At 72.4% G+C, this 18,583-nt stretch carries 16 protein-coding genes; 12 read left to right on the top strand and 4 right to left on the bottom strand.

The window, feature by feature from the left end; genetic code table 11:
- Window positions 1-48: 48 nt before the first annotated feature.
- From lpdA to IE255_RS04950, 6 genes are all read left to right on the top strand, one after another.
- On the top strand, window positions 49-1,437 hold the full coding sequence (lpdA, locus tag IE255_RS04975) for a dihydrolipoyl dehydrogenase (protein ID WP_190048855.1): 1,389 nt from the start codon (window positions 49-51) through the stop codon (window positions 1,435-1,437).
- A 63-nt stretch (window positions 1,438-1,500) separates the two neighbouring features.
- Window positions 1,501-3,330 carry a 2-oxoglutarate dehydrogenase, E2 component, dihydrolipoamide succinyltransferase gene (gene sucB, locus IE255_RS04970; protein ID WP_190048854.1) on the top strand — a complete coding sequence of 610 codons (1,830 nt, stop codon included), beginning with the start codon at window positions 1,501-1,503 and terminating at the stop codon, window positions 3,328-3,330.
- Window positions 3,331-3,590: 260 nt separating this feature from the next.
- Window positions 3,591-4,214 carry a GntR family transcriptional regulator gene (locus IE255_RS04965; protein WP_190048853.1) on the top strand — a complete coding sequence of 208 codons (624 nt, stop codon included), beginning with the start codon at window positions 3,591-3,593 and terminating at the stop codon, window positions 4,212-4,214.
- A 268-nt stretch (window positions 4,215-4,482) separates the two neighbouring features.
- Window positions 4,483-7,185, top strand: coding sequence for a pyruvate dehydrogenase (acetyl-transferring), homodimeric type (gene aceE / locus IE255_RS04960; RefSeq protein WP_190048852.1), 2,703 nt, complete (start codon window positions 4,483-4,485; stop codon window positions 7,183-7,185).
- A gap of 59 nt (window positions 7,186-7,244) precedes the next feature.
- Window positions 7,245-8,231 (top strand): helix-turn-helix transcriptional regulator, encoded by a 987-nt coding sequence (locus tag IE255_RS04955; protein ID WP_190048851.1) that lies wholly within the window; start codon window positions 7,245-7,247, stop codon window positions 8,229-8,231.
- A gap of 53 nt (window positions 8,232-8,284) precedes the next feature.
- Entirely contained in the window at window positions 8,285-8,806 is a 522-nt protein-coding gene (locus tag IE255_RS04950; RefSeq protein ID WP_190048850.1) for a DUF4240 domain-containing protein, read from the top strand.
- Here IE255_RS04950 and IE255_RS04945 read toward each other — a convergent pair whose 3' ends face one another.
- Window positions 8,807-9,022: a hypothetical protein gene (locus IE255_RS04945; RefSeq protein WP_190048849.1), complete on the bottom strand. Its 216-nt coding sequence runs from the start codon at window positions 9,020-9,022 to the stop codon at window positions 8,807-8,809. It abuts the gene before it with no gap.
- Window positions 9,019-9,849, bottom strand: coding sequence for a peptidoglycan recognition protein family protein (locus tag IE255_RS04940; protein ID WP_229906313.1), 831 nt, complete (start codon window positions 9,847-9,849; stop codon window positions 9,019-9,021). Before IE255_RS04940 ends, IE255_RS04945 begins: the two co-directional genes overlap by 4 nt.
- Before the next feature lie 293 nt (window positions 9,850-10,142).
- On the opposite strand from IE255_RS04940, the gene IE255_RS04935 reads away from it, so the two are divergent.
- The gene (locus IE255_RS04935) at window positions 10,143-11,327 is read left to right on the top strand and encodes a MarP family serine protease (protein ID WP_190048848.1); all 1,185 of its coding nucleotides are present in this window, start codon (window positions 10,143-10,145) and stop codon (window positions 11,325-11,327) included.
- A 7-nt stretch (window positions 11,328-11,334) separates the two neighbouring features.
- Here IE255_RS04935 and IE255_RS04930 read toward each other — a convergent pair whose 3' ends face one another.
- On the bottom strand, window positions 11,335-11,823 hold the full coding sequence (locus tag IE255_RS04930) for a GNAT family N-acetyltransferase (RefSeq protein ID WP_190048847.1): 489 nt from the start codon (window positions 11,821-11,823) through the stop codon (window positions 11,335-11,337).
- Between the two features lie 71 nt (window positions 11,824-11,894).
- Between IE255_RS04930 and IE255_RS04925 the strand changes: the two genes are divergently transcribed.
- Window positions 11,895-12,791: a TIGR01777 family oxidoreductase gene (locus IE255_RS04925; RefSeq protein WP_190048846.1), complete on the top strand. Its 897-nt coding sequence runs from the start codon at window positions 11,895-11,897 to the stop codon at window positions 12,789-12,791.
- A 216-nt stretch (window positions 12,792-13,007) separates the two neighbouring features.
- Window positions 13,008-14,414, top strand: a complete 1,407-nt coding sequence (locus tag IE255_RS04920) for an NAD(P)/FAD-dependent oxidoreductase (protein ID WP_190048845.1) — start codon at window positions 13,008-13,010, stop codon at window positions 14,412-14,414.
- Between the two features lie 63 nt (window positions 14,415-14,477).
- On the opposite strand, the gene IE255_RS04915 is transcribed toward IE255_RS04920, so the two are convergent.
- Entirely contained in the window at window positions 14,478-15,950 is a 1,473-nt protein-coding gene (locus IE255_RS04915) for an NsdA family TPR-like regulatory protein (protein WP_190048844.1), read from the bottom strand.
- A gap of 238 nt (window positions 15,951-16,188) precedes the next feature.
- Here IE255_RS04915 and lipB point away from each other — a divergent pair, with 238 nt between their 5' ends.
- The 3 genes from lipB (at window position 16,189) to IE255_RS04900 (ending at window position 18,524) form a co-directional block, all read left to right on the top strand.
- A complete protein-coding gene (lipB, locus tag IE255_RS04910) occupies window positions 16,189-16,989 on the top strand; it encodes a lipoyl(octanoyl) transferase LipB (RefSeq protein ID WP_190048843.1) in 801 nt (266 codons plus the stop codon).
- A 95-nt stretch (window positions 16,990-17,084) separates the two neighbouring features.
- Window positions 17,085-18,050 (top strand): lipoyl synthase, encoded by a 966-nt coding sequence (gene lipA, locus IE255_RS04905; protein WP_190048842.1) that lies wholly within the window; start codon window positions 17,085-17,087, stop codon window positions 18,048-18,050.
- 261 nt (window positions 18,051-18,311) lie between these two features.
- Window positions 18,312-18,524 (top strand): SCO2195 family GlnR-regulated protein, encoded by a 213-nt coding sequence (locus IE255_RS04900; RefSeq protein ID WP_031114009.1) that lies wholly within the window; start codon window positions 18,312-18,314, stop codon window positions 18,522-18,524.
- Window positions 18,525-18,583: the final 59 nt, after the last annotated feature.

Below are 18,583 nucleotides of genomic sequence, written 5' to 3'. Positions count from 1 at the left end.
CCGGTCAGTGAAGACCGGCTCACGGCGCACATGCATGGAGGACGTGACGTGGCGAACGACGCCAGCACCGTTTTCGACCTAGTGATCCTCGGCGGTGGCAGCGGTGGTTACGCCGCGGCCCTGCGCGGGGCGCAGCTGGGCCTGGACGTCGCCCTGATCGAGAAGGACAAGGTCGGCGGCACCTGCCTGCACCGGGGTTGCATCCCCACCAAGGCCCTGCTGCACGCGGGCGAGATCGCCGACCAGGCTCGCGAGAGCGAGCAGTTCGGTGTGAAGGCCAGCTTCGAGGGCATCGACATCGCCGGTGTCCACAAGTACAAGGACGGCGTGATCGCCGGCCTGTACAAGGGCCTGCAGGGTCTCGTCGCCTCGCGGAAGGTGACGTACATCGAGGGTGAGGGCCGCCTGTCCTCCCCGACCTCCGTCGACGTGAACGGCCGGCGCGTCCAGGGCCGCCACGTGCTCCTGGCGACCGGCTCCGTGCCGAAGTCGCTGCCGGGCCTGGAGATCGACGGCAACCGGATCATCTCCTCCGACCACGCCCTCGTCCTGGACCGCGTGCCGAAGTCCGCGATCATCCTGGGCGGCGGTGTCATCGGCGTCGAGTTCGCCTCCGCGTGGAAGTCCTTCGGTACCGACGTCACGATCGTCGAGGGCCTGAAGCACCTCGTCCCGGTCGAGGACGAGAACAGCTCGAAGCTGCTGGAGCGCGCCTTCCGCAAGCGCGGCATCAAGTTCAACCTGGGCACCTTCTTCGAGAAGGCCGAGTACACCCAGGACGGTGTCAAGGTCACCCTCGCCGACGGCAAGGAGTTCGAGGCCGAGATCCTGCTCGTCGCCATCGGCCGCGGCCCGGTCTCCCAGGGCCTGGGCTACGAGGAGGCGGGCGTCGCCATGGACCGCGGCTACGTCCTGGTCGACGAGTACATGCGCACCAACGTCCCGACCGTCTCCGCCGTCGGTGACCTCGTCCCCACCCTCCAGCTCGCGCACGTCGGCTTCGCCGAGGGCATCCTGGTGGCGGAGCGTCTGGCCGGTCTGAAGACCGTTCCGATCGACTACGACGGTGTCCCGCGGGTGACGTACTGCCACCCGGAGGTCGCCTCCGTCGGCATCACCGAGGCCAAGGCCAAGGAGATCTACGGCGCGGACAAGGTCGTCGCTCTGAAGTACAACCTCGCGGGCAACGGCAGGAGCAAGATCCTGAACACCGCGGGCGAGATCAAGCTCGTCCAGGTCAAGGACGGTGCCGTCGTCGGCGTCCACATGGTCGGCGACCGCATGGGCGAGCAGGTCGGCGAAGCCCAGCTGATCTACAACTGGGAGGCGCTGCCGGCCGAGGTCGCGCAGCTCATCCACGCCCACCCGACGCAGAGCGAGGCGCTCGGCGAGGCCCACCTGGCCCTGGCCGGCAAGCCGCTCCACTCGCACGACTGACCCCTCGGTCGACGAACGCGACGACACAGACTTCCGCACTTTCCGTAAGGAGCAACCGAAACCATGGCGGTTTCCGTAACCCTTCCGGCGCTCGGCGAGAGCGTCACCGAGGGCACTGTCACCCGCTGGCTGAAGGCCGAGGGTGAGCGCGTCGAGGCCGACGAGCCGCTGCTCGAGGTCTCCACCGACAAGGTCGACACCGAGATCCCCTCCCCCGCCGCCGGCGTCCTGGCCTCCATCAAGGTCGCCGAGGACGAGACGGTCGAGGTCGGTGCCGAGCTGGCCGTGATCGACGACGGCACGGGCGCGCCCGCTGCCGCCCCGGCCCCGCAGGCCGAGCAGGTCGCCGAGCCCGCTCCCGAGCCGGCCCCGGCCGCCCCGTCCACCGAGCAGGCCGCTCCGGCGCCCGCTCCCACCGCCGAGGCCGCCGCCGGCGGCGGCTCCGCCGAGGGCACGGACGTGGTCCTGCCCGCGCTCGGCGAGTCCGTCACCGAGGGCACCGTCACCCGCTGGCTGAAGTCGGTCGGTGACAGCGTCGAGGCCGACGAGCCGCTGCTCGAGGTCTCCACCGACAAGGTCGACACCGAGATCCCGGCGCCCGCCTCGGGCACGCTGCTGGAGATCGTGGTCGGCGAGGACGAGACCGCCGAGGTCGGCGCCAAGCTCGCCGTCATCGGCGAGGCGGGTGCCGCTCCGGCCGCCGCCCCGGCGCAGGAGGCCCCGGCCGCCCCGGCCCAGCCCGAGCCTGCCCCGGCCCCTGCCCCGGCCCCGGCCCCGGCTGCCGCTCCGGCTCCGGCCCCGGCTCCGGCGCAGCCCGCTCCGGCCCCGCAGGCTCCGTCGGCCCCGGCCCCGCAGCAGCAGGTCACCCCGGCTCCCGAGCCGGCCCCGGCCGCTCCTGCTCCCGCCCCGGCTCCGGCCCAGGCACCGGCCGCCCCGGCCGCCGCCCAGCCGGCCGACGACGGCGGCTACGTCACCCCGCTGGTGCGCAAGCTCGCCGCCGAGCACGGCGTCGACCTGTCCACCGTCAAGGGCACCGGCGTCGGCGGCCGTATCCGCAAGCAGGACGTCATGTCCGCCGCCGAGGCCGCCAAGGCCGCCGCCGCTGCCCCGGCTCCGGCCGCCGCGGCCCCGGCCGCCGCCACCAAGAAGGCCCCGGCGCTGGAGGCCTCGCCGCTGCGCGGCCAGACCATCAAGATGCCGCGGATCCGCAAGGTCATCGGCGACAACATGGTCAAGGCCCTGCACGAGCAGGCCCAGCTGTCCTCGGTCGTCGAGGTCGACGTCACGCGTCTGATGAAGCTGCGCGCCCGCGCCAAGGACGCGTTCGCGGCCCGCGAGGGCGTCAAGCTCTCCCCGATGCCGTTCTTCGTCAAGGCCGCGGCCCAGGCGCTGAAGGCCCACGCGCCGATCAACGCCAAGATCAACGAGGCCGAGGGGACCATCACCTACTTCGACACCGAGAACATCGGTATCGCGGTGGACTCCGAGAAGGGCCTGATGACCCCGGTCATCAAGAACGCCGGTGACCTCAACCTCGCCGGTATCGCCAAGGCCACGGCCGAGCTGGCGGGCAAGGTCCGCGCCAGCAAGATCACCCCGGACGAGCTGTCCGGCGCGACCTTCACCATCTCCAACACCGGGTCGCGCGGCGCGCTCTTCGACACGATCATCGTGCCGCCGGGCCAGGTCGCCATCCTCGGCATCGGCGCCACGGTCAAGCGCCCGGCCGTCATCGACACCGAGGACGGCCCCGTCATCGGCGTCCGCGACATGACGTACCTGACCCTGTCCTACGACCACCGCCTGGTGGACGGCGCCGACGCCGCCCGCTACCTGACGGCGGTCAAGGCCATCCTGGAGGCAGGCGAGTTCGAGGTCGAGCTCGGCCTCTGACCTTCCTCAACGGCTGAACGGTGCCCCTGTCCGGAAATCCCCGGGCGGGGGCACCGCCCGTTTTCAGGGGCGCGGGGCTGTATCGATGTGCGGCTCCGCCGCGTGGGCGCGAGCACCCCCCCCCACAACCGTCAGCCGAACGACAAGCCCACACCCTCGTGTAAGTCTCGTCTCACCTGCACCAAGACACCCCCACCTGCCCCACCCGCGGAGCGAACCGGCCGTATTGTCTAAACGTCAATCCCGACTGAGGAGCCCTCATGACCGCGCCCGTCATCCACTCGCTGCGCGAGCAGATCCGCGAGCACATCCTGGAGGGCATCATCAGCGGCCGCTGGCAGCCGGGCGAGCGGATCGTCGAGCGCCGGATCGCCACCGAGTTGGAGGTCAGCCAGACCCCGGTCCGCGAGGCCCTGCGCGAACTGGAGTCCCTGCGCCTGATCGAGTCCGCTCCGAACAAGGGCGTCCGCGTACGGAACCTCACCGCCGCCGACCTGGAGGAGAGCTACCCGGTCCGGGCCGGCCTGGAGGCCATCGCGGCGGAACTGGCGGCACAGGGCCTGGCGGAGGACTGCTCGGCGCTGGAACCCCACGTCACCGCGCTCTACGAGGCGGACCGCATGTCCGACGGCACGGCCCAGGTCCGCCACACCGTCGCCTTCCACCGTGAACTGGTCCGCGCCGCCGGCAACTCCGTGCTGCTGCACACCTGGGAAGGCCTCGGCATCGAGGTGTTCACGGCCCTGTCGATCCGCTGGCTGGGCACCCAGCAGCAGTCGTACGCCGAGGAGCACGAGGAGCTGGTCGCCGCCTTCAAGCGCCGCGACCCCCGGATCGCGGAGCTGGTCAAGGCGCACGTCCTGGGCTGCGCGCCCCGGGCGTGACACCCGAGCGCAACCCCGCTCAAACGCCTGCGACCTGCGAAAACCCTTCGAAAGGCCGTCACCGCGTGCCACCGCCGGAGGCACCCCGTGCCGACTTTCTCGTGATCAAGAGGTTTTCCCTCTCAACCCTTTGATCGATCATCGATCAGGGAGTTACAGTCACGGACGGGCTTGCCACCCAAGCCTCAGCCCTGTCCTGCCAAAGACAAAGGGCACCCCCGAACCCTTACCGATGAGGGAACCCCCTTCGACTGAGGAAGGCGGCGACATGACCGACCCCAACGCCATCCAGCCGAGCGAGCTCGACCAGCTCCCGGACCGGGACCCGGAGGAGACCGCCGAATGGCAGGCCTCCCTGGACGCGGTCGCCAAGGCTGCCGGGCCGCACCGTGCCGCGTACCTGATGCGCCGTACGCTGGAGCGCGCCGAGGGCGCCGGCATCGCGCTGCCGAAGCTCCTCGAGACCGACTACGTCAACACCATCCCCACCGCCGCCGAGCCCGAGGTGCCCGGTGACGCGGAGATGGAGCAGCGGATCACCGCGTGGAACCGCTGGAACGCGGCCGCGATGGTGACCCGGGGCAGCAAGTACGGCGTGGGCGGCCACATCGCCACCTTCGCCTCCGCCGCCTGGCTGTACGAGACCGGCTTCAACCACTTCTTCAAAGGCAAAGAGGCCGACGGCTCCGGCGACCAGCTCTACATCCAGGGCCACGCCTCCCCCGGCATCTACGCCCGCGCCTTCCTCGACGGCCGCCTGAACGAGGAACAGCTCGACAACTTCCGCCGCGAGTCGGGCGGCAACGGCCTGCCGTCCTACCCTCACCCGCGCCGGCTGCCCTGGCTGTGGGAGTTCCCGACCGTCTCCATGGGTCTGGGCCCGCTCTCCGCCATCTACCAGGCGCGCTTCAACCGTTACCTCACCAACCGCGGCATCAAGGACACCTCCGCCTCGCACGTGTGGGCGTTCCTCGGCGACGGCGAGATGGACGAGCCCGAGTCGACGGCGGCCCTGGCGCTCGCGGCCCGTGAGGAGCTGGACAACCTCACGTTCGTCATCAACTGCAACCTGCAGCGCCTGGACGGCCCGGTCCGCGCCAACTTCAAGATCGTGCAGGAGCTGGAGGCCCAGTTCCGCGGCGCCGGCTGGAACGTCATCAAGACGCTGTGGGGCACGGCCTGGGACGAGCTGTTCCAGCTCGACACCACGGGCGCGCTCGTACGCCGGCTGCGCCAGGTACCGGACGCGCAGATCCAGACGTACCAGACGCGCGACGCGGCCTACATCCGCCAGGACTTCTTCGGTGCCGACCCGGCGCTCGCTGAGATGGCGAAGCTGCTGAGCGACGACAAGATCCTCGAGTGCTTCCACCTCTCGCGCGGTGGTCACGAGTCCCGCAAGGTGTTCGCCGCGTACAAGGCGGCCGTCGAGCACAAGGGCGCGCCGACGGTGATCCTGGCCCAGACGGTCAAGGGCCACACCCTCGGCGAGGGCTTCGCGTCGAAGAACGCCAACCACCAGATGAAGAAGCTCTCGGTGGACGAGTTCAAGAACATGCGCGACCTGCTCGGCCTGCCGATCAAGGACAGCGACTTCGTCGACGGCGTGGTCCCCTACGGCCACCCGGGCGCCGACTCCCCCGAGGTCCGCTACCTCCAGGAGCGCCGTGCCGCCCTCGGCGGTCCGGCCCCGGCCCGCCGCGTCCACCCGGTCGCCGCGCTGCCCGCCCCGGCGGAGAAGGCGTTCGCCTCCTTCGACAAGGGCTCCGGCTCGCAGAACGTGGCCACCACCATGGCGTTCGTCCGCCTGATCAAGGACCTGGTCCGCGACAAGGAGACCGGCAAGCGCTGGGTGCCGATCGTCCCCGACGAGGCGCGCACCTTCGGCATGGAGTCGCTCTTCCCGTCGCTCGGCATCTACTCGCCCAAGGGCCAGACGTACGAGCCGGTCGACCGCGACCAGCTGATGTACTACAAGGAGGCCAAGAACGGCCAGATCCTCAACGAGGGGATCACCGAGGCCGGTTCGATGGCCGACTTCATCGCCGCTTCGACGTCGTACGCGACGCACGGCGAGGCGATGATCCCGTTCTACATCTTCTACTCGATGTTCGGCTGGCAGCGCACGGCCGACCAGATGTGGCAGCTCGGCGACCAGCTCGGCCGCGGCTTCCTCGTCGGCGCCACGGCTGGCCGTACGACCCTGACCGGTGAGGGCCTCCAGCACGCCGACGGCCACTCCCCCGTCATCGCCGCGACCAACCCGGCGGCGCTGACGTACGACCCGGCGTTCGCGTACGAAGTCGCGGCCATCGTCAAGGACGGTCTGCGCCGCATGTACGGCGAGGCGGCCCCGGGTGAGGACCAGAACGTCTTCTACTACCTGACCGTCTACAACGAGCCGCTGCCGCAGCCCGCGAAGCCGTCCGTCGACGGCATCGACGAGGGCATCGTCAAGGGCCTGTACCGCTTCAACACGGCGGAGTCGGCGGGCATCACGCCCCCGGCCAACGCCCCGCGGATCCAGCTGCTCGGCTCCGGTACGGCGATCCACTGGGCGCTGAAGGCACAGCAGTTGCTGGCCGAGGAGTGGGGCGTGGCGGCCGACGTGTGGTCGGCGACCTCCTGGAGCGAGCTGCGCCGGGACGCCCTGGAGGCCGACGAGGCGCTGCTGCGCGGCGAGGAGCGGGTGCCGTTCGTCCGGCAGGCGCTCCAGGGCGCCGAGGGCCCGGTGCTGGCGGTCTCCGACTACATGCGCCAGGTCCCGGACCAGATCGCGCAGTGGGTCGAGCAGGACTGGTCCTCGCTGGGCGCCGACGGCTTCGGCCTCTCGGACACCCGTGAGGCGGCCCGCCGCCACTTCGGCGTCGACGCCGAGTCGATCGTCGTCGCGGCCCTGGCCCAGCTCGCCAAGCGCGGCGAGGTGAAGGCGACGGCCGTGAAGGAAGCACGCGAGAAGTACGGTCTGTGAGAACGGACCGGTGATCGGCGGGCCCTCGCTTCGGCGGGGGCCTGCTGCATGATGTGGACATGCGTGCTGCCCGGCTGATCAAGATGGTGCTGCTGCTCCAGTCCCGGCCCTCCATGACGGCCGCCGAACTCGCCGGTGAGCTGGAGGTGTCGGAGCGGACCGTCACGCGGGACGCGCAGGCGCTGTCGGAGGCGGGCGTGCCGGTGTACGCGGACCGGGGCCGGGCCGGTGGCTACCGGCTGGTCGGCGGGTACCGGACGCGGCTGACCGGGCTGCACCGCGGCGAGGCCGAGGCGCTGTTCCTGTCCGGGGTGCCGGGGGCGCTGCGCGAGATGGGCCTGGAGGACGCGGCCTCGGCCGCCCGGCTGAAGGTGTCGGCGGCGCTGCTGCCCTCCCTGCGGGACGCGTCGAGGACGGCGGCGCAGCGCTTCCACCTGGACGCGCCGAACTGGTTCCGGGAGCCGGAGACGCCCGCGCTGCTGCCGGCCGTCGCCGACGCGGTGTGGGACGACCGGCGGATCACCGCCCGCTACCGGCGCGGGGAGGACGAGGTCGTCCGGGAGCTGGAGCCGTACGGGCTCGTGCTGAAGGCGGGTGTCTGGTACCTGTGCGCCCGGGTGGCCGGGAGCGCGTCCTTCCGGGTGTACCGGATCGACCGGTTCACGGCGGTGGAGCCGGGCGCGGAGCGCTTCGAGCGGGAGCCGGAGTTCGACCTGCCGGCGTTCTGGGAGGAGCGGGCGGAACAGTTCGCGCGGTCCATCCTGCGGGCGCGGGTAGTGGTGCGGCTGTCCCCCGAGGGCGTGCGCAGACTGCCGTACGCCCTCGACTCGCTGTCCGCCCGGGAGGCCCTGGCCGACGCGGACGCCCCGGACGGCGACGGCTGGGTGACGGTGGACCTGCCGGTGGAGTCCGAGGAGGTCGCCCACACCCAGCTTCTGGCGCTGGGCCCGGAGGTGGAGGTGCTGGCGCCCGACAGCCTGCGCGAGCGGTTCGCCGGGGACGCGCTGCGGCTGGCCCGGCTGTACCACCCCCAGGACGGCGTATAACGATCCCGCGCACTCCGGGTGCGCCCCCGTGCCCCAGGGCCGATGCTGGACCCGTGATGGACGAGACGGAGTTCTGGGAGCTGGTGGACGACGCCCGGGAGGCCGCCGAGGGCGACCCCGGGGAGCAGGCCGACCTGCTCGTCGAGCGACTCGCCCAGCTGGACCCGGACTCGGTCCTGGACTTCGCCCGGCACTTCGAGTCCCGCTACAACCGCGCCTACCGCTGGGATCTGTGGGGCGCCGCCTGGGTGCTGCTCGACGGGGCGAGCGACGACGCCTTCGACTTCTTCCGCTGCTGGCTGATCGGCCAGGGCCGCCATGTCTTCGAGGGCGCCGTGCACGACCCGGACTCGCTCGCCGAGCTGCTGGACGACTTCGACGAGGAGATCGACGGCGACGGCGAGGAGCTCGGCTACGCGGCCGACGAGGCCTACGAGCAGCTCACCGGCGTGGTCGCCCCCGACCTGGAGATCCCGCCCGCGCCCCCCGAACCGGAGGGCACGCCGCTGGACTTCGAGAACGAGGAGCTGCTCGCCGAGCGCTATCCCCGGTTGTGGGAGCGCTTCAGGGGCTGATCAGGCGGCCCGGCGGCGGCTGGTGTCGGCCGGGAGGTACGCGTGTGTCCGATCGGCCCGCACCGCGTGGTGCAGCGGGGCCGCGTTGGCCTGGTCGAGGGCGGACGCGGTGGCCGCGGCCGGGCCCAGGACGACCGTCGCGACCGCGCAGAGCACCGCCCAGGGGCCGCGCGTGGCCCACGTTCCCGGGTTCGTCGTACGTCCGTCGTCGTTCATGGTTCCCACCTCCGGTCGGCTTCCTGTGGTGGTGACCGTAGGGCGCCGGGATCTGAGGACACCGCGTGTTCGCTGTGGCCTTCCTGTGGACCTGCCGGCCGGCCCTGGAGCCGGGCCGCGAGCCGTCTGATCTCGGGCAGGCGGGCGTGCAGGGCGGCGCCCGGGCAGCTGGTCATGTAGCCGTCGTTGTGACCGGCCAGGGCGGGCAGTTCGGCGGTGCTGCCGGCCGCGTACCGGCTCAGGCCGTTGCTGGACACCAGGCGGACACGGGCCCGCGGGTCGGTGCCGGTCAGGCCCAGCTTCCAGGCGGACAGCGCGGCGATGGCGTGCAGCATGGGCCGGGGCACGGACATGCCCGCGGTGAAGGTGCCGAGGGCGGCGATGCCCGTGGTGCGGTGGTTGAAGCCCTGCGTGTGGGCGCCGGTGACGGCCCGCTCGACGCCGCCGGCGCGGCCCTCGTAGACGGTGCCGCAGCGGTCGACGACGAAGTTGTAGCCGATGTCGTCCCAGTCCCGGGTGCCGGTCTGGCCGGTGTACAGGTCCCGGATGATGCGGGGCGCGTCGGCGCAGTCGTAGTCGTTGGGCGAGTCGGTGTGGTGGAGGAAGACGGCGACGACCCGGTCGTCGTAGCGCGGGCGGGGCTGCTTGCGGGCGGCGTCGCCCAGCCACTGGGCTCTCGGCACGATGTGCGGGCGCGGGGCGGCGTAGGGCGTGGCGATGGGGCGGGACGGGGCCGGTCGGGCGGTCTCGGCGGCGTGCTCGACGCCGTGGGCGCACAGCACCAGCGCGGCGACGGCGGCGCAGCCCGGCAGGCAGCCGAGCGCCACCCGGGCGGCGCGCGGCAGGCCGGCTATGCCGGGCGTCCGGCTGCCGGGTGTCCGGGCGGCGCGGTGGCCGCGCGTACCCCGCCGTCTTCGCAAGACACGCATGATCCCACTGTCGGCTCGATCCGGTCCGTCCGCGATGTGTGATGTGCCACCCGGTGGAACCATCGTCACGGTCCGCGACGTTTTTCCGAGTGCACGCGCGCGTGGCCGGTTCCGATCAACCCGCGCGCGTGTGACTGATCAACGGGCCCTTCCCCCACGTACTAAGGGGTTCCGAGAGAAAGGCGGCGTGCGTGGACCTGCTCGACATCCTGCTGTTGCTGGTCGTCCTCGCCTACGCGGCGTCGGGGTACCGGCGCGGTCTGGTGGCCGGCTGTGTGTCGCTGGCGGGCTTCGTGGGCGGCGCGGTCATCGGCGTGTGGATCCTGCCGTGGGTGATGGGCCTGGTGGAGCCGGGGACGACGCGCGCGACGGTGACGGCGGTGTTCACGGTGCTGCTCCCGGCGGTGGTGGGGCACGAGCTGGCGGGGCGTATCGCGCTGCGGCTGCGGCGGGAGCTGGACAGAGGCCCGCTCCGCGTGGCGGACGGGATCGGCGGGGCCGTGGCCAACGCGGTGGCCGTGCTGATCGTGGCGTGGGTGGCCGCGAGCGTGCTGGGCGTGTCCTCGTCGCCGCTGATCACCTCGGCGATCCGGGACTCCCGGCTGCTCGGCGCCGTGCAGCAGACGATGCCGGACACCACCCCGGCCTGGTTCTCGCGGGCCACGTCCGCGCTGACCCAGGCGGGCTTCCCGCAGGTCTTCAACCCGTTCGAGAACGAGTCGACGGCCGAGGTCGCCCGGCCCTCCGGCGACAGCGTCACGGCGGCCGCCACGAACGCCGCGAAGCTGAGCACGGTCAAGGTCGAGGGCGTCGCGGGCACCCAGGGCCGCGAGGGCAGCGGGTTCGTGTACGCGCGCGAGCACGTGATGACCAACGCCCATGTGGTGGCCGGCATCGACGAGCCGACCGTGCAGGTCGGCGGGGTCGGGCGGACGTACCAGGCGCGGGTGGTGCTCTTCGACCCGCAGAAGGACGTGGCCGTGCTGTACGTGCCGGGCCTGCGGGCACCCGTGCTGCGCTTCGACGACGACGCCGAGCGCGGCGACTCGGCGGTCGTCGCGGGCTACCCGGAGGACGGCGACCTGAACCTCCAGGCGGCGACGGTCGCGAACCGGGTCCGGGCGACGGGCCAGAACATCTACAACGACGGGACGGCCACCCGCGAGATCTACTCGATCCGCTCCACGGTCCGCCCCGGCAACTCGGGCGGCCCCCTGCTCACCACGGACGGCCGGGTGTTCGGCGTGGTCTTCGCCCGCTCCACCTCGGACGCCGAGACGGGCTATGTGCTGACGGCGGCCGAGGTCGCCCCGGACGCGGAGCGGGCGGCGAGCGCGACGGCGCCGGTGGACACGGGCGAGCTCGCCGCGTCGTAGGCCCGGCTCACAGGGAGCGGCCCATGGACACGTCGTCGACGTACGCGCCGTCGAGGAAGAACTCCTCGGGCAGGATCCCCTCCACCACGAACCCCTCGGACTCGTAGAGCCCCCGGGCCGGTGTGTTGTGCGCGAGGACGCGCAGGGTGAGGCGCCGCGCTCCCTGCCGCCGCGCCTCCTCCGCCGCCGCCCGCAGCAGGGCCCGTGCGACGCCGTGGCCGCGCGCCTCCTCCGCGACGGCGAGCCCCCGGACCATCCGGACATGGGAGTTGCAGGCGAGCGGCGTGGCGTTCCCCAGCCGGAGGTAGCCGGCGACGACCCCGTCGAGTTCGGCGACGAGGGAGTCCCGCAGCGGGTGCTGCTCGCTGAAGAACGGGGCGTACGGCGGCTCGGGGCGGGGCGTGACGGCGTGCAGCGGCGACCAGGTGGCGCGGTCGAGCCGCCCCAGCGCCTCCTCGTCGTCGAGCCGTGCGGGTCGTATGTGCGGAGTCGGCATGGCGGTCACGTTACGTCGGCGACGGCATCCGCCAACGGGGGTTTTATCCGTTCGACCGGCAAGATTGAGCCATGCGACGCATCGCGGTGACCGGCGCATCCGGTCTCATCGGCAGCGCCCTGGTGCGGTCCCTGACCGCGGACGGGCACGAGGTGGTGCGCCTGGTGCGCCATGCGCCCCGGGCGGCGGACGAGCTCCGCTGGGATCCGGAGCGAGGGGAGGTGGACGCGGCCGGGCTCGCCGGGTGTCACGCGGTGGTCAATCTGGCGGGGGCGGGGGTCGGCAACCGCCGCTGGACGGAGGCCTACAAGCAGCGGATCCGGGCCGGGCGGGTGCACGGCACGGCGGCGCTCGCCCGGGCGGTCGCCTCGCTGGCGGAGCAGGACCGGCCGCGGGTCTTCGTGAACGGCAGCGCCATCGGCTACTACGGCGAGACCGGGGACCGCACCGTCGACGAGAGCGCGCCCGCGGGCGCGGGCTTCCTGCCCGAGCTGTGCGTGGAGTGGGAGGGAGCCACGGCCCCCGCCCAGGAGGCCGGCGTCCGCACGGTGCTGACCCGGACCGGGCTGGTGGTGTCCCGCGAGGGCGGGGCCTGGGGGCGGCTGTTCCCGTTGTTCCGGGCGGGGTTGGGCGGGCGCATGGGCGACGGGCGGCAGTACTGGTCGTTCGTCGCGCTGCACGACGAGGTCGCCGCGATCCGGCATCTCATCGACACCGACGGCCTGTCCGGGCCGTTCAACCTCACCGCCCCGAACCCCCTGACGAACCGTGAGATCACGGCGGTGATGGGGCGCGTGCTGCACCGCCCGACGCTGTTCACCGTGCCCGCGCCCGCCCTGCGGACCGTGCTCGGCGAGATGGCAGGGGAGGTGCTCGGCAGCGCCCGGGTGCTGCCGACGCGGCTGCTGGAGTCGGGATTCCGGTTCGCGTTCCCGGAGATCGAGGGGGCGATCCGGGCGGCGCTGTGAGGCGGGCCGAGAAAGCCCCTCGCCCCGCACACCAGCCCTCTGCGACCACTTCATGCCCACAAGACGTCCGTATGCGACCGCTGTGCGACCGTGCCCTGCCGATGCGCGACTCCCCCTGACCGATCACGGCCCTACCCTCGACCAGAACTCGCGTATCCCTGCGGCCTGTTGAGGGCATGACGTCTCCAGCGCCCGCGCAACCTCGAGGAGGGGCACGTGCTTGAGCCCGCGTACCAGGCGGACGTGGTCGTCGTGGGGGCCGGGGTCGCCGGACTCTCGGCCGCGCACCGGCTGACCAGCGCTGGAGTGACGACCATGGTCCTGGAGGCCGCCCACGGCGTCGGCGGCCGCATGGCGACGGAGAAGATCGACGGCTTCCGGCTCGACCGGATCGGCCAGTTGCTGTCCACGGCGTATCCCGAACTACGGCTGACACCCGGTCTGGGCGGCCTGGTGCTGCGCCCGTTCGCGCCCGGTGTCCTGCTGCACGGCGACGGCCGCCACCACCGCGCGGGCGTCCAGCCCGGCACAGGGGGCGCACGGGGCGCACTGCACGCGGTGCGCGCGCTGGCGAGTGCTCCCCGGTCGCCGTCCGCGCCCCGGCTGCCCAGGAGGCCGGTGGCCGTGCCCGGCCGGCAGGTCTCCGCGCCCCGGAGCCGGTCCGGCGCCCCGCTGGGCACGGCCGTCGACCAGGCCCGGCTCGGTGCCGCCCTGACCCGGCTGGCGGGCACCCCGGCCGAACGGCTGCTGGCCCGCCCGGAGCTGCCCGCCGGTGAGGCCCTGGCGGCGCGCGGGTTGCCCGCCCGTACGATCGACGGCTTCCTGCGCCCGCTGCTCGCCGCCCTGCTGTGCGACCCGGACCTGACGACGTCCAGCCGGTGCGCGGACCTCGCGCTGCGTGCCTTCGCGAGCGGCCGGCTGTGCGTGCCGGAGGGCGGCGCGGAGGCCCTGCCGGAGCTGCTGGCCCGGACGCTGCCGGCGGGCACGGTGCACACGGGCGTGCGCGTCACCTCCGTCTCCACGACCTCGGTGACCACCGCGGAGCACGGTGAGATCCGTTGCCGTGCGGTGCTGGTGGCCACGGACGCCCGGGCCGCGGCCGAGCTGCTGCCCGGGTTGCGGGTGCCGGAGTTCCATCCGGTGACGGTGGTGCATCACACGACCGACGAGCCGCCCGGGACGGGGGCGTCCCTGCTGCTCGACGCGGACCTCGGCGGGCCGGTCGCGCACACGGCCGTGATCAGCCGGGTCGATCCGTCCCGGGCCCCGGCCGGGAGGGCGCTGGTGTCCTCGACGGTGCTGGGACGGCCGCCGGGGGGTGTCGACACGGCCGTGCGGATGCATCTGGCGCGGTTGTACGGGGTGTCGACCGCGCGGTGGGAGACGTTGGCTGTGCACCACACGGCGGAGGCGGTGCCGGCGATGCGGCCGCCGCATGATCTGCGGCGGCCGGTGCGGTTGATCGCCGGGCTGTATGTGTGTGGGGATCACCGGGACACCAGTACGGTGCAGGGTGCTCTGCACTCCGGGCATCGGGCGTCGGCGGCGATTTTGGCGGACCTTGGGGCCGGGCGGTCCCTGCATGTCGCCGACCCTGTGCCGACTGTGCCGCGGGCTGCTTAGGTGGTTCGTCGGGTGCGGGTGCGTGGGGGCTGTTCGCGCAGTTCCCCGCGCCCCTAGGTCTCCTCACCCAAGGGCCGCTACTTTGTCGCGGTAGGTACGCACTGGAGCCGCGTCCTTGTACGGCTCCAGTCGTCGCTCGAAGTCCCTCACGTACTCCACTGCCCGTACCGAGCGCATCTCGGCTGCCTGGCCTGCCGCTTCCGCGGCCAGCTGGCAGGCCTGGTCGAGTTCGCCGAGGCCCAGGCGGGCGGTGGCGAGGACCACGCGGCAGAAGAGGCGGCTGCGGGCGTAGGACGGGGAGCGGAGCTGGAGTGAGCGTTCCGCGTGCTGGGCGGCGGCGCGGAACTGCTGCAGGTCGCGGTGGCAGTGGCCGAACTCGTCGGCGAGCTGGGCCTCGTCGAAGAACTTCGCCCAGTGCGGGACGTCGTCCCCGGGCCGGGCGGTCTCCAGGGCTCGTTCGGCGCGGACCAGCGCGGCCGTGCAGGCCCGCACCTCGCCGAGCACCCCGTGCCCGCGCGCCTCGGAGGCGTGCAGCAGGGCCTGGACGACGGGCGGGCCGGAGGTGCCGACGCCCTGCTGGGCCACCCGCGCGAGCTGCACGGCCTCCCGCCCGTGCCCGAGGTAGACGGCCTGCCGGCTCATGGTGACCAGGACGAACGCCCCGTACATCCGGTCCCCGGCCGCCTGGGCGAGGCGGAGCGCCTGGACGAAGTAGCGCTGGGCGAGGCCGTGCGCGGCGATGTCGTACGACGTCCAGCCGGCGAGCCGGGTCAGGTCGGCGGCGGCCGCGAACAGGCGGCGGCCGGTCTGCTCGCCGTAGGTGCCGCGCAGCATCGGCTCGCACTCGTGCTCCAGGTAGCGCACGAGGGCCTGGCGGGCGTGGCCGCCGCCGTAGGCGTCGTCGAGGGTGCGGAACAGCTCGCCGACCGAGCGCAGCGCGGCGATGTCGCCGGCGGTGACCTTCTGGCCCGGTCCGCGCTCGGCCTGGCCGCGCTGGCGGGGCAGGGACGGCACGCCCTGCCCGTCCGGCGGTCGGAGGGCGGGGCGGCCCTGCGCCGGGATGCGGGCGGCGGCCGGTTCGCCCCGGGCCACCTTCTCGTCGGCCCGGCCGATCAGCCAGTCCCGGCTGGGCACGACGAGCCCGGCCGGGGTGAAGGCGATCTTCCGCAGCTCGGCGTGGCTGCCGGAGTCCTTGCGCCACAGCCCGCTGACGATGTCGACGGCCTCCTCGGGGGTGGCGGCGAACTCCAGCCCCGCGTAGACGGGGGCGCAGGCGTCCAGGCCGAGGTCCTGGGCGGTGAGGCGGCGGCCCAGGCGCCGGGTGAAGACCTCGGCGATCAGGGCGGGCGTGGTCCCCCGGGGCTGCTGGCCGCGCAGCCACCGGGTGACGGAGGTCTTGTCGTATCTCAGATCAAGCCCGTGTTCGAGACCGAGCTGGTCCACGCGACGGGCGAGTCCCGCGTTGGAGAACCCCGCTTCTGCGATGAGCGCGGCGAGCTGTCGGTTGGGGGTGCGCTGCGCGGGTCGTTCCGTCATCTGCGGTGCGGTCTCCTGCCTTCCGGCCTAAGTGATGTGCGCGGATTGCCTGTGAGCAGGCCTTATGCCTTGCTGGACGGCGCGAATGTAGCGGAGAGTAAGCACCCCATCACATATTTTCCCGGACATTCATCCGATCGTGTGAGGATTGGCCTCGGGACTGACGGGTTCGGGCCGGACGTACAGTGGCTTGGGCGCGTTACGTGCCTGACACACCCGTCCGAGGGAGGCGCTTGCCGTGAGTGAGTTGCGGTTCGTCCGCATGGGGTTCGGTGACGAGGCCGTCGAGTACCAGGAGGCCTGGGACGAGCAGCGCCGGGTGCACGCGGCGCGCTTCGCCGACGAGGTCCCCGACACCGTACTGCTCCTGGAGCACCCTCCGGTCTACACGGCCGGCCGGCGCACGGCGGACAATGAGCGGCCCCTCGACGGCACGCCGGTCATCGACGTGGACCGCGGCGGCAAGATCACCTGGCACGGCCCCGGCCAGCTGGTGGGCTACCCGATCCAGAAGCTCCCGCGCCCGGTGGACGTCGTGGCCCACGTACGTCGCCTCGAAGAGGCCCTGATCCGCACGTGCGCGGAGTTCGGCCTGGAGACCAGCCGGGTCGAGGGCCGCAGCGGGGTGTGGGTGCTGGGCGACCCGGTCGAGCAGCGGCCGGGGCTCGGCGGGCTGTCCCTGGACTTCGACCCGCGCCTCCAGGACGAGGAGTTCGACCCGCGCCTGAACGGCCCCGAGTACGCCCCCTCCAACGCGGGCCAGCGCCGCGAGGACCGCAAGATCGCGGCGATCGGCATCCGCGTGGCCAAGGGCGTCACCATGCACGGCTTCGCGCTCAACGTGAACCCCGACAACAAGTGGTTCGACCGGATCATCCCCTGCGGCATCCGCGACGCGGGCGTGGCCTCGCTGGCCGGCGAGCTCGGCCGGGACGTCACGATCGAGGAGGTCCTGCCGGTGGTGGAGCGCCATCTGCGGGACGTGCTGGAGAGCGCGGAGCTGAAGCCGAGGGAGATCGAGAGGACGCCGGCGGCATAAAGGCGCGCGGGGAGGGGCTGACACCAGACACAGGCATTCAAATCCACGGGCGTACCCTTGAGGGCGCCGAAGAATCAATCGCTAGGGAGCCGGTCGTGTCCGCAGTCGCACCCGACGGACGCAAGATGCTGCGCCTGGAGGTCCGCAACAGCCAGACCCCCATCGAGCGCAAGCCCGAGTGGATCAAGACCCGGGCGAAAATGGGTCCCGAGTACACGAAGATGCAGAACCTCGTGAAGAGCGAGGGCCTGCACACGGTCTGCCAGGAAGCCGGCTGCCCGAACATCTACGAGTGCTGGGAGGACCGCGAGGCGACCTTCCTCATCGGCGGCGACCAGTGCACCCGGCGCTGCGACTTCTGCCAGATCGACACCGGCAAGCCCGAGGCGCTCGACCGCGACGAGCCCCGCCGCGTGGGCGAGTCCGTGGTCACCATGGACCTGAACTACGCCACGATCACCGGCGTCGCCCGCGACGACCTGGAGGACGGCGGCGCCTGGCTGTACGCGGAGACGGTCCGCCAGATCCACCAGCAGACGGCGCACCGCGAGGCCGGCCGGACGAAGGTCGAGCTCCTCGCCCCCGACTTCAACGCCGTCCCGGAGCAGCTGGAGGAGGTCTTCTCCTCGCGCCCCGAGGTCTTCGCGCACAACGTCGAGACGGTCCCGCGGATCTTCAAGCGCATCCGCCCCGGCTTCCGCTACGACCGCTCCCTGAAGGTCATCACCGCCGCCCGCGACTACGGCCTCGTCACCAAGTCGAACCTCATCCTCGGCATGGGCGAGACCCGCGAGGAGGTCGGCGAGGCGCTGAAGCAGCTGCACGACGCGGGCTGCGAGCTGGTCACCATCACGCAGTACCTGCGGCCCTCCGTGCGCCACCACCCGGTGGAACGCTGGGTGAAGCCGCAGGAGTTCGTGGAGCTGAAGGAGGAGGCCGAGCAGATCGGCTTCTCCGGCGTGATGTCCGGTCCGCTGGTGCGCTCCTCGTACCGTGCCGGGCGGCTCTACCGGATGGCCATGGAGCAGCGGGACGCGAGCGTCGCGGCCCAGGCCGTCTGACGAACCGTCATCGCCCCTGCCCGCCAAAGGGCGAGACAAGCGTGTGAATTCGCGCACTAGACGCTACCCGCGGGTAGCGACCGATATGACGCGGTCCTGACCGTCCTCGCAGATGAGGGCACATGTCAGGACCGCGTCGGCGTTCCACGGCTGCCCGCCGGGGCTTCATGGGTGTTTGACCGGTCGGACACGCCCTGGTAACACCAATCAGTGACGCTGAACTCACAGCACGTACACCCGTACCGAGGGGGGACCTCACCCATGCAGGCCGCGCCCGTTCGCGCCACCGCGATTCCGTCCTTCACGACCGCCCTGCGTGCCGTCGAGTCGCTGCTGCTGAGCAGCGGTCAGCGCACCGCCCGCCGCAACGCCTGGACCTCCGTGCTGGAGGACCGCCGTCGCGCCAAGGACCGGGTCGAGGCGCAGCGCGTTCTCGAGCAGTCCGTCTCCCGGTCCGTCTCCGTCCGTCCCTGAGCCCCGGCCCCTCCCCCGCGAGCCCCGTGGACACTGCCGTCGTCGGCGCTTGTGGGGCC

Origin of the sequence: Streptomyces lomondensis, assembly GCF_014651035.1 — a bacterium.
GTDB lineage: Bacteria > Actinomycetota > Actinomycetes > Streptomycetales > Streptomycetaceae > Streptomyces > Streptomyces lomondensis.
This window is presented reverse-complemented; position numbering and strand designations above follow the sequence as displayed.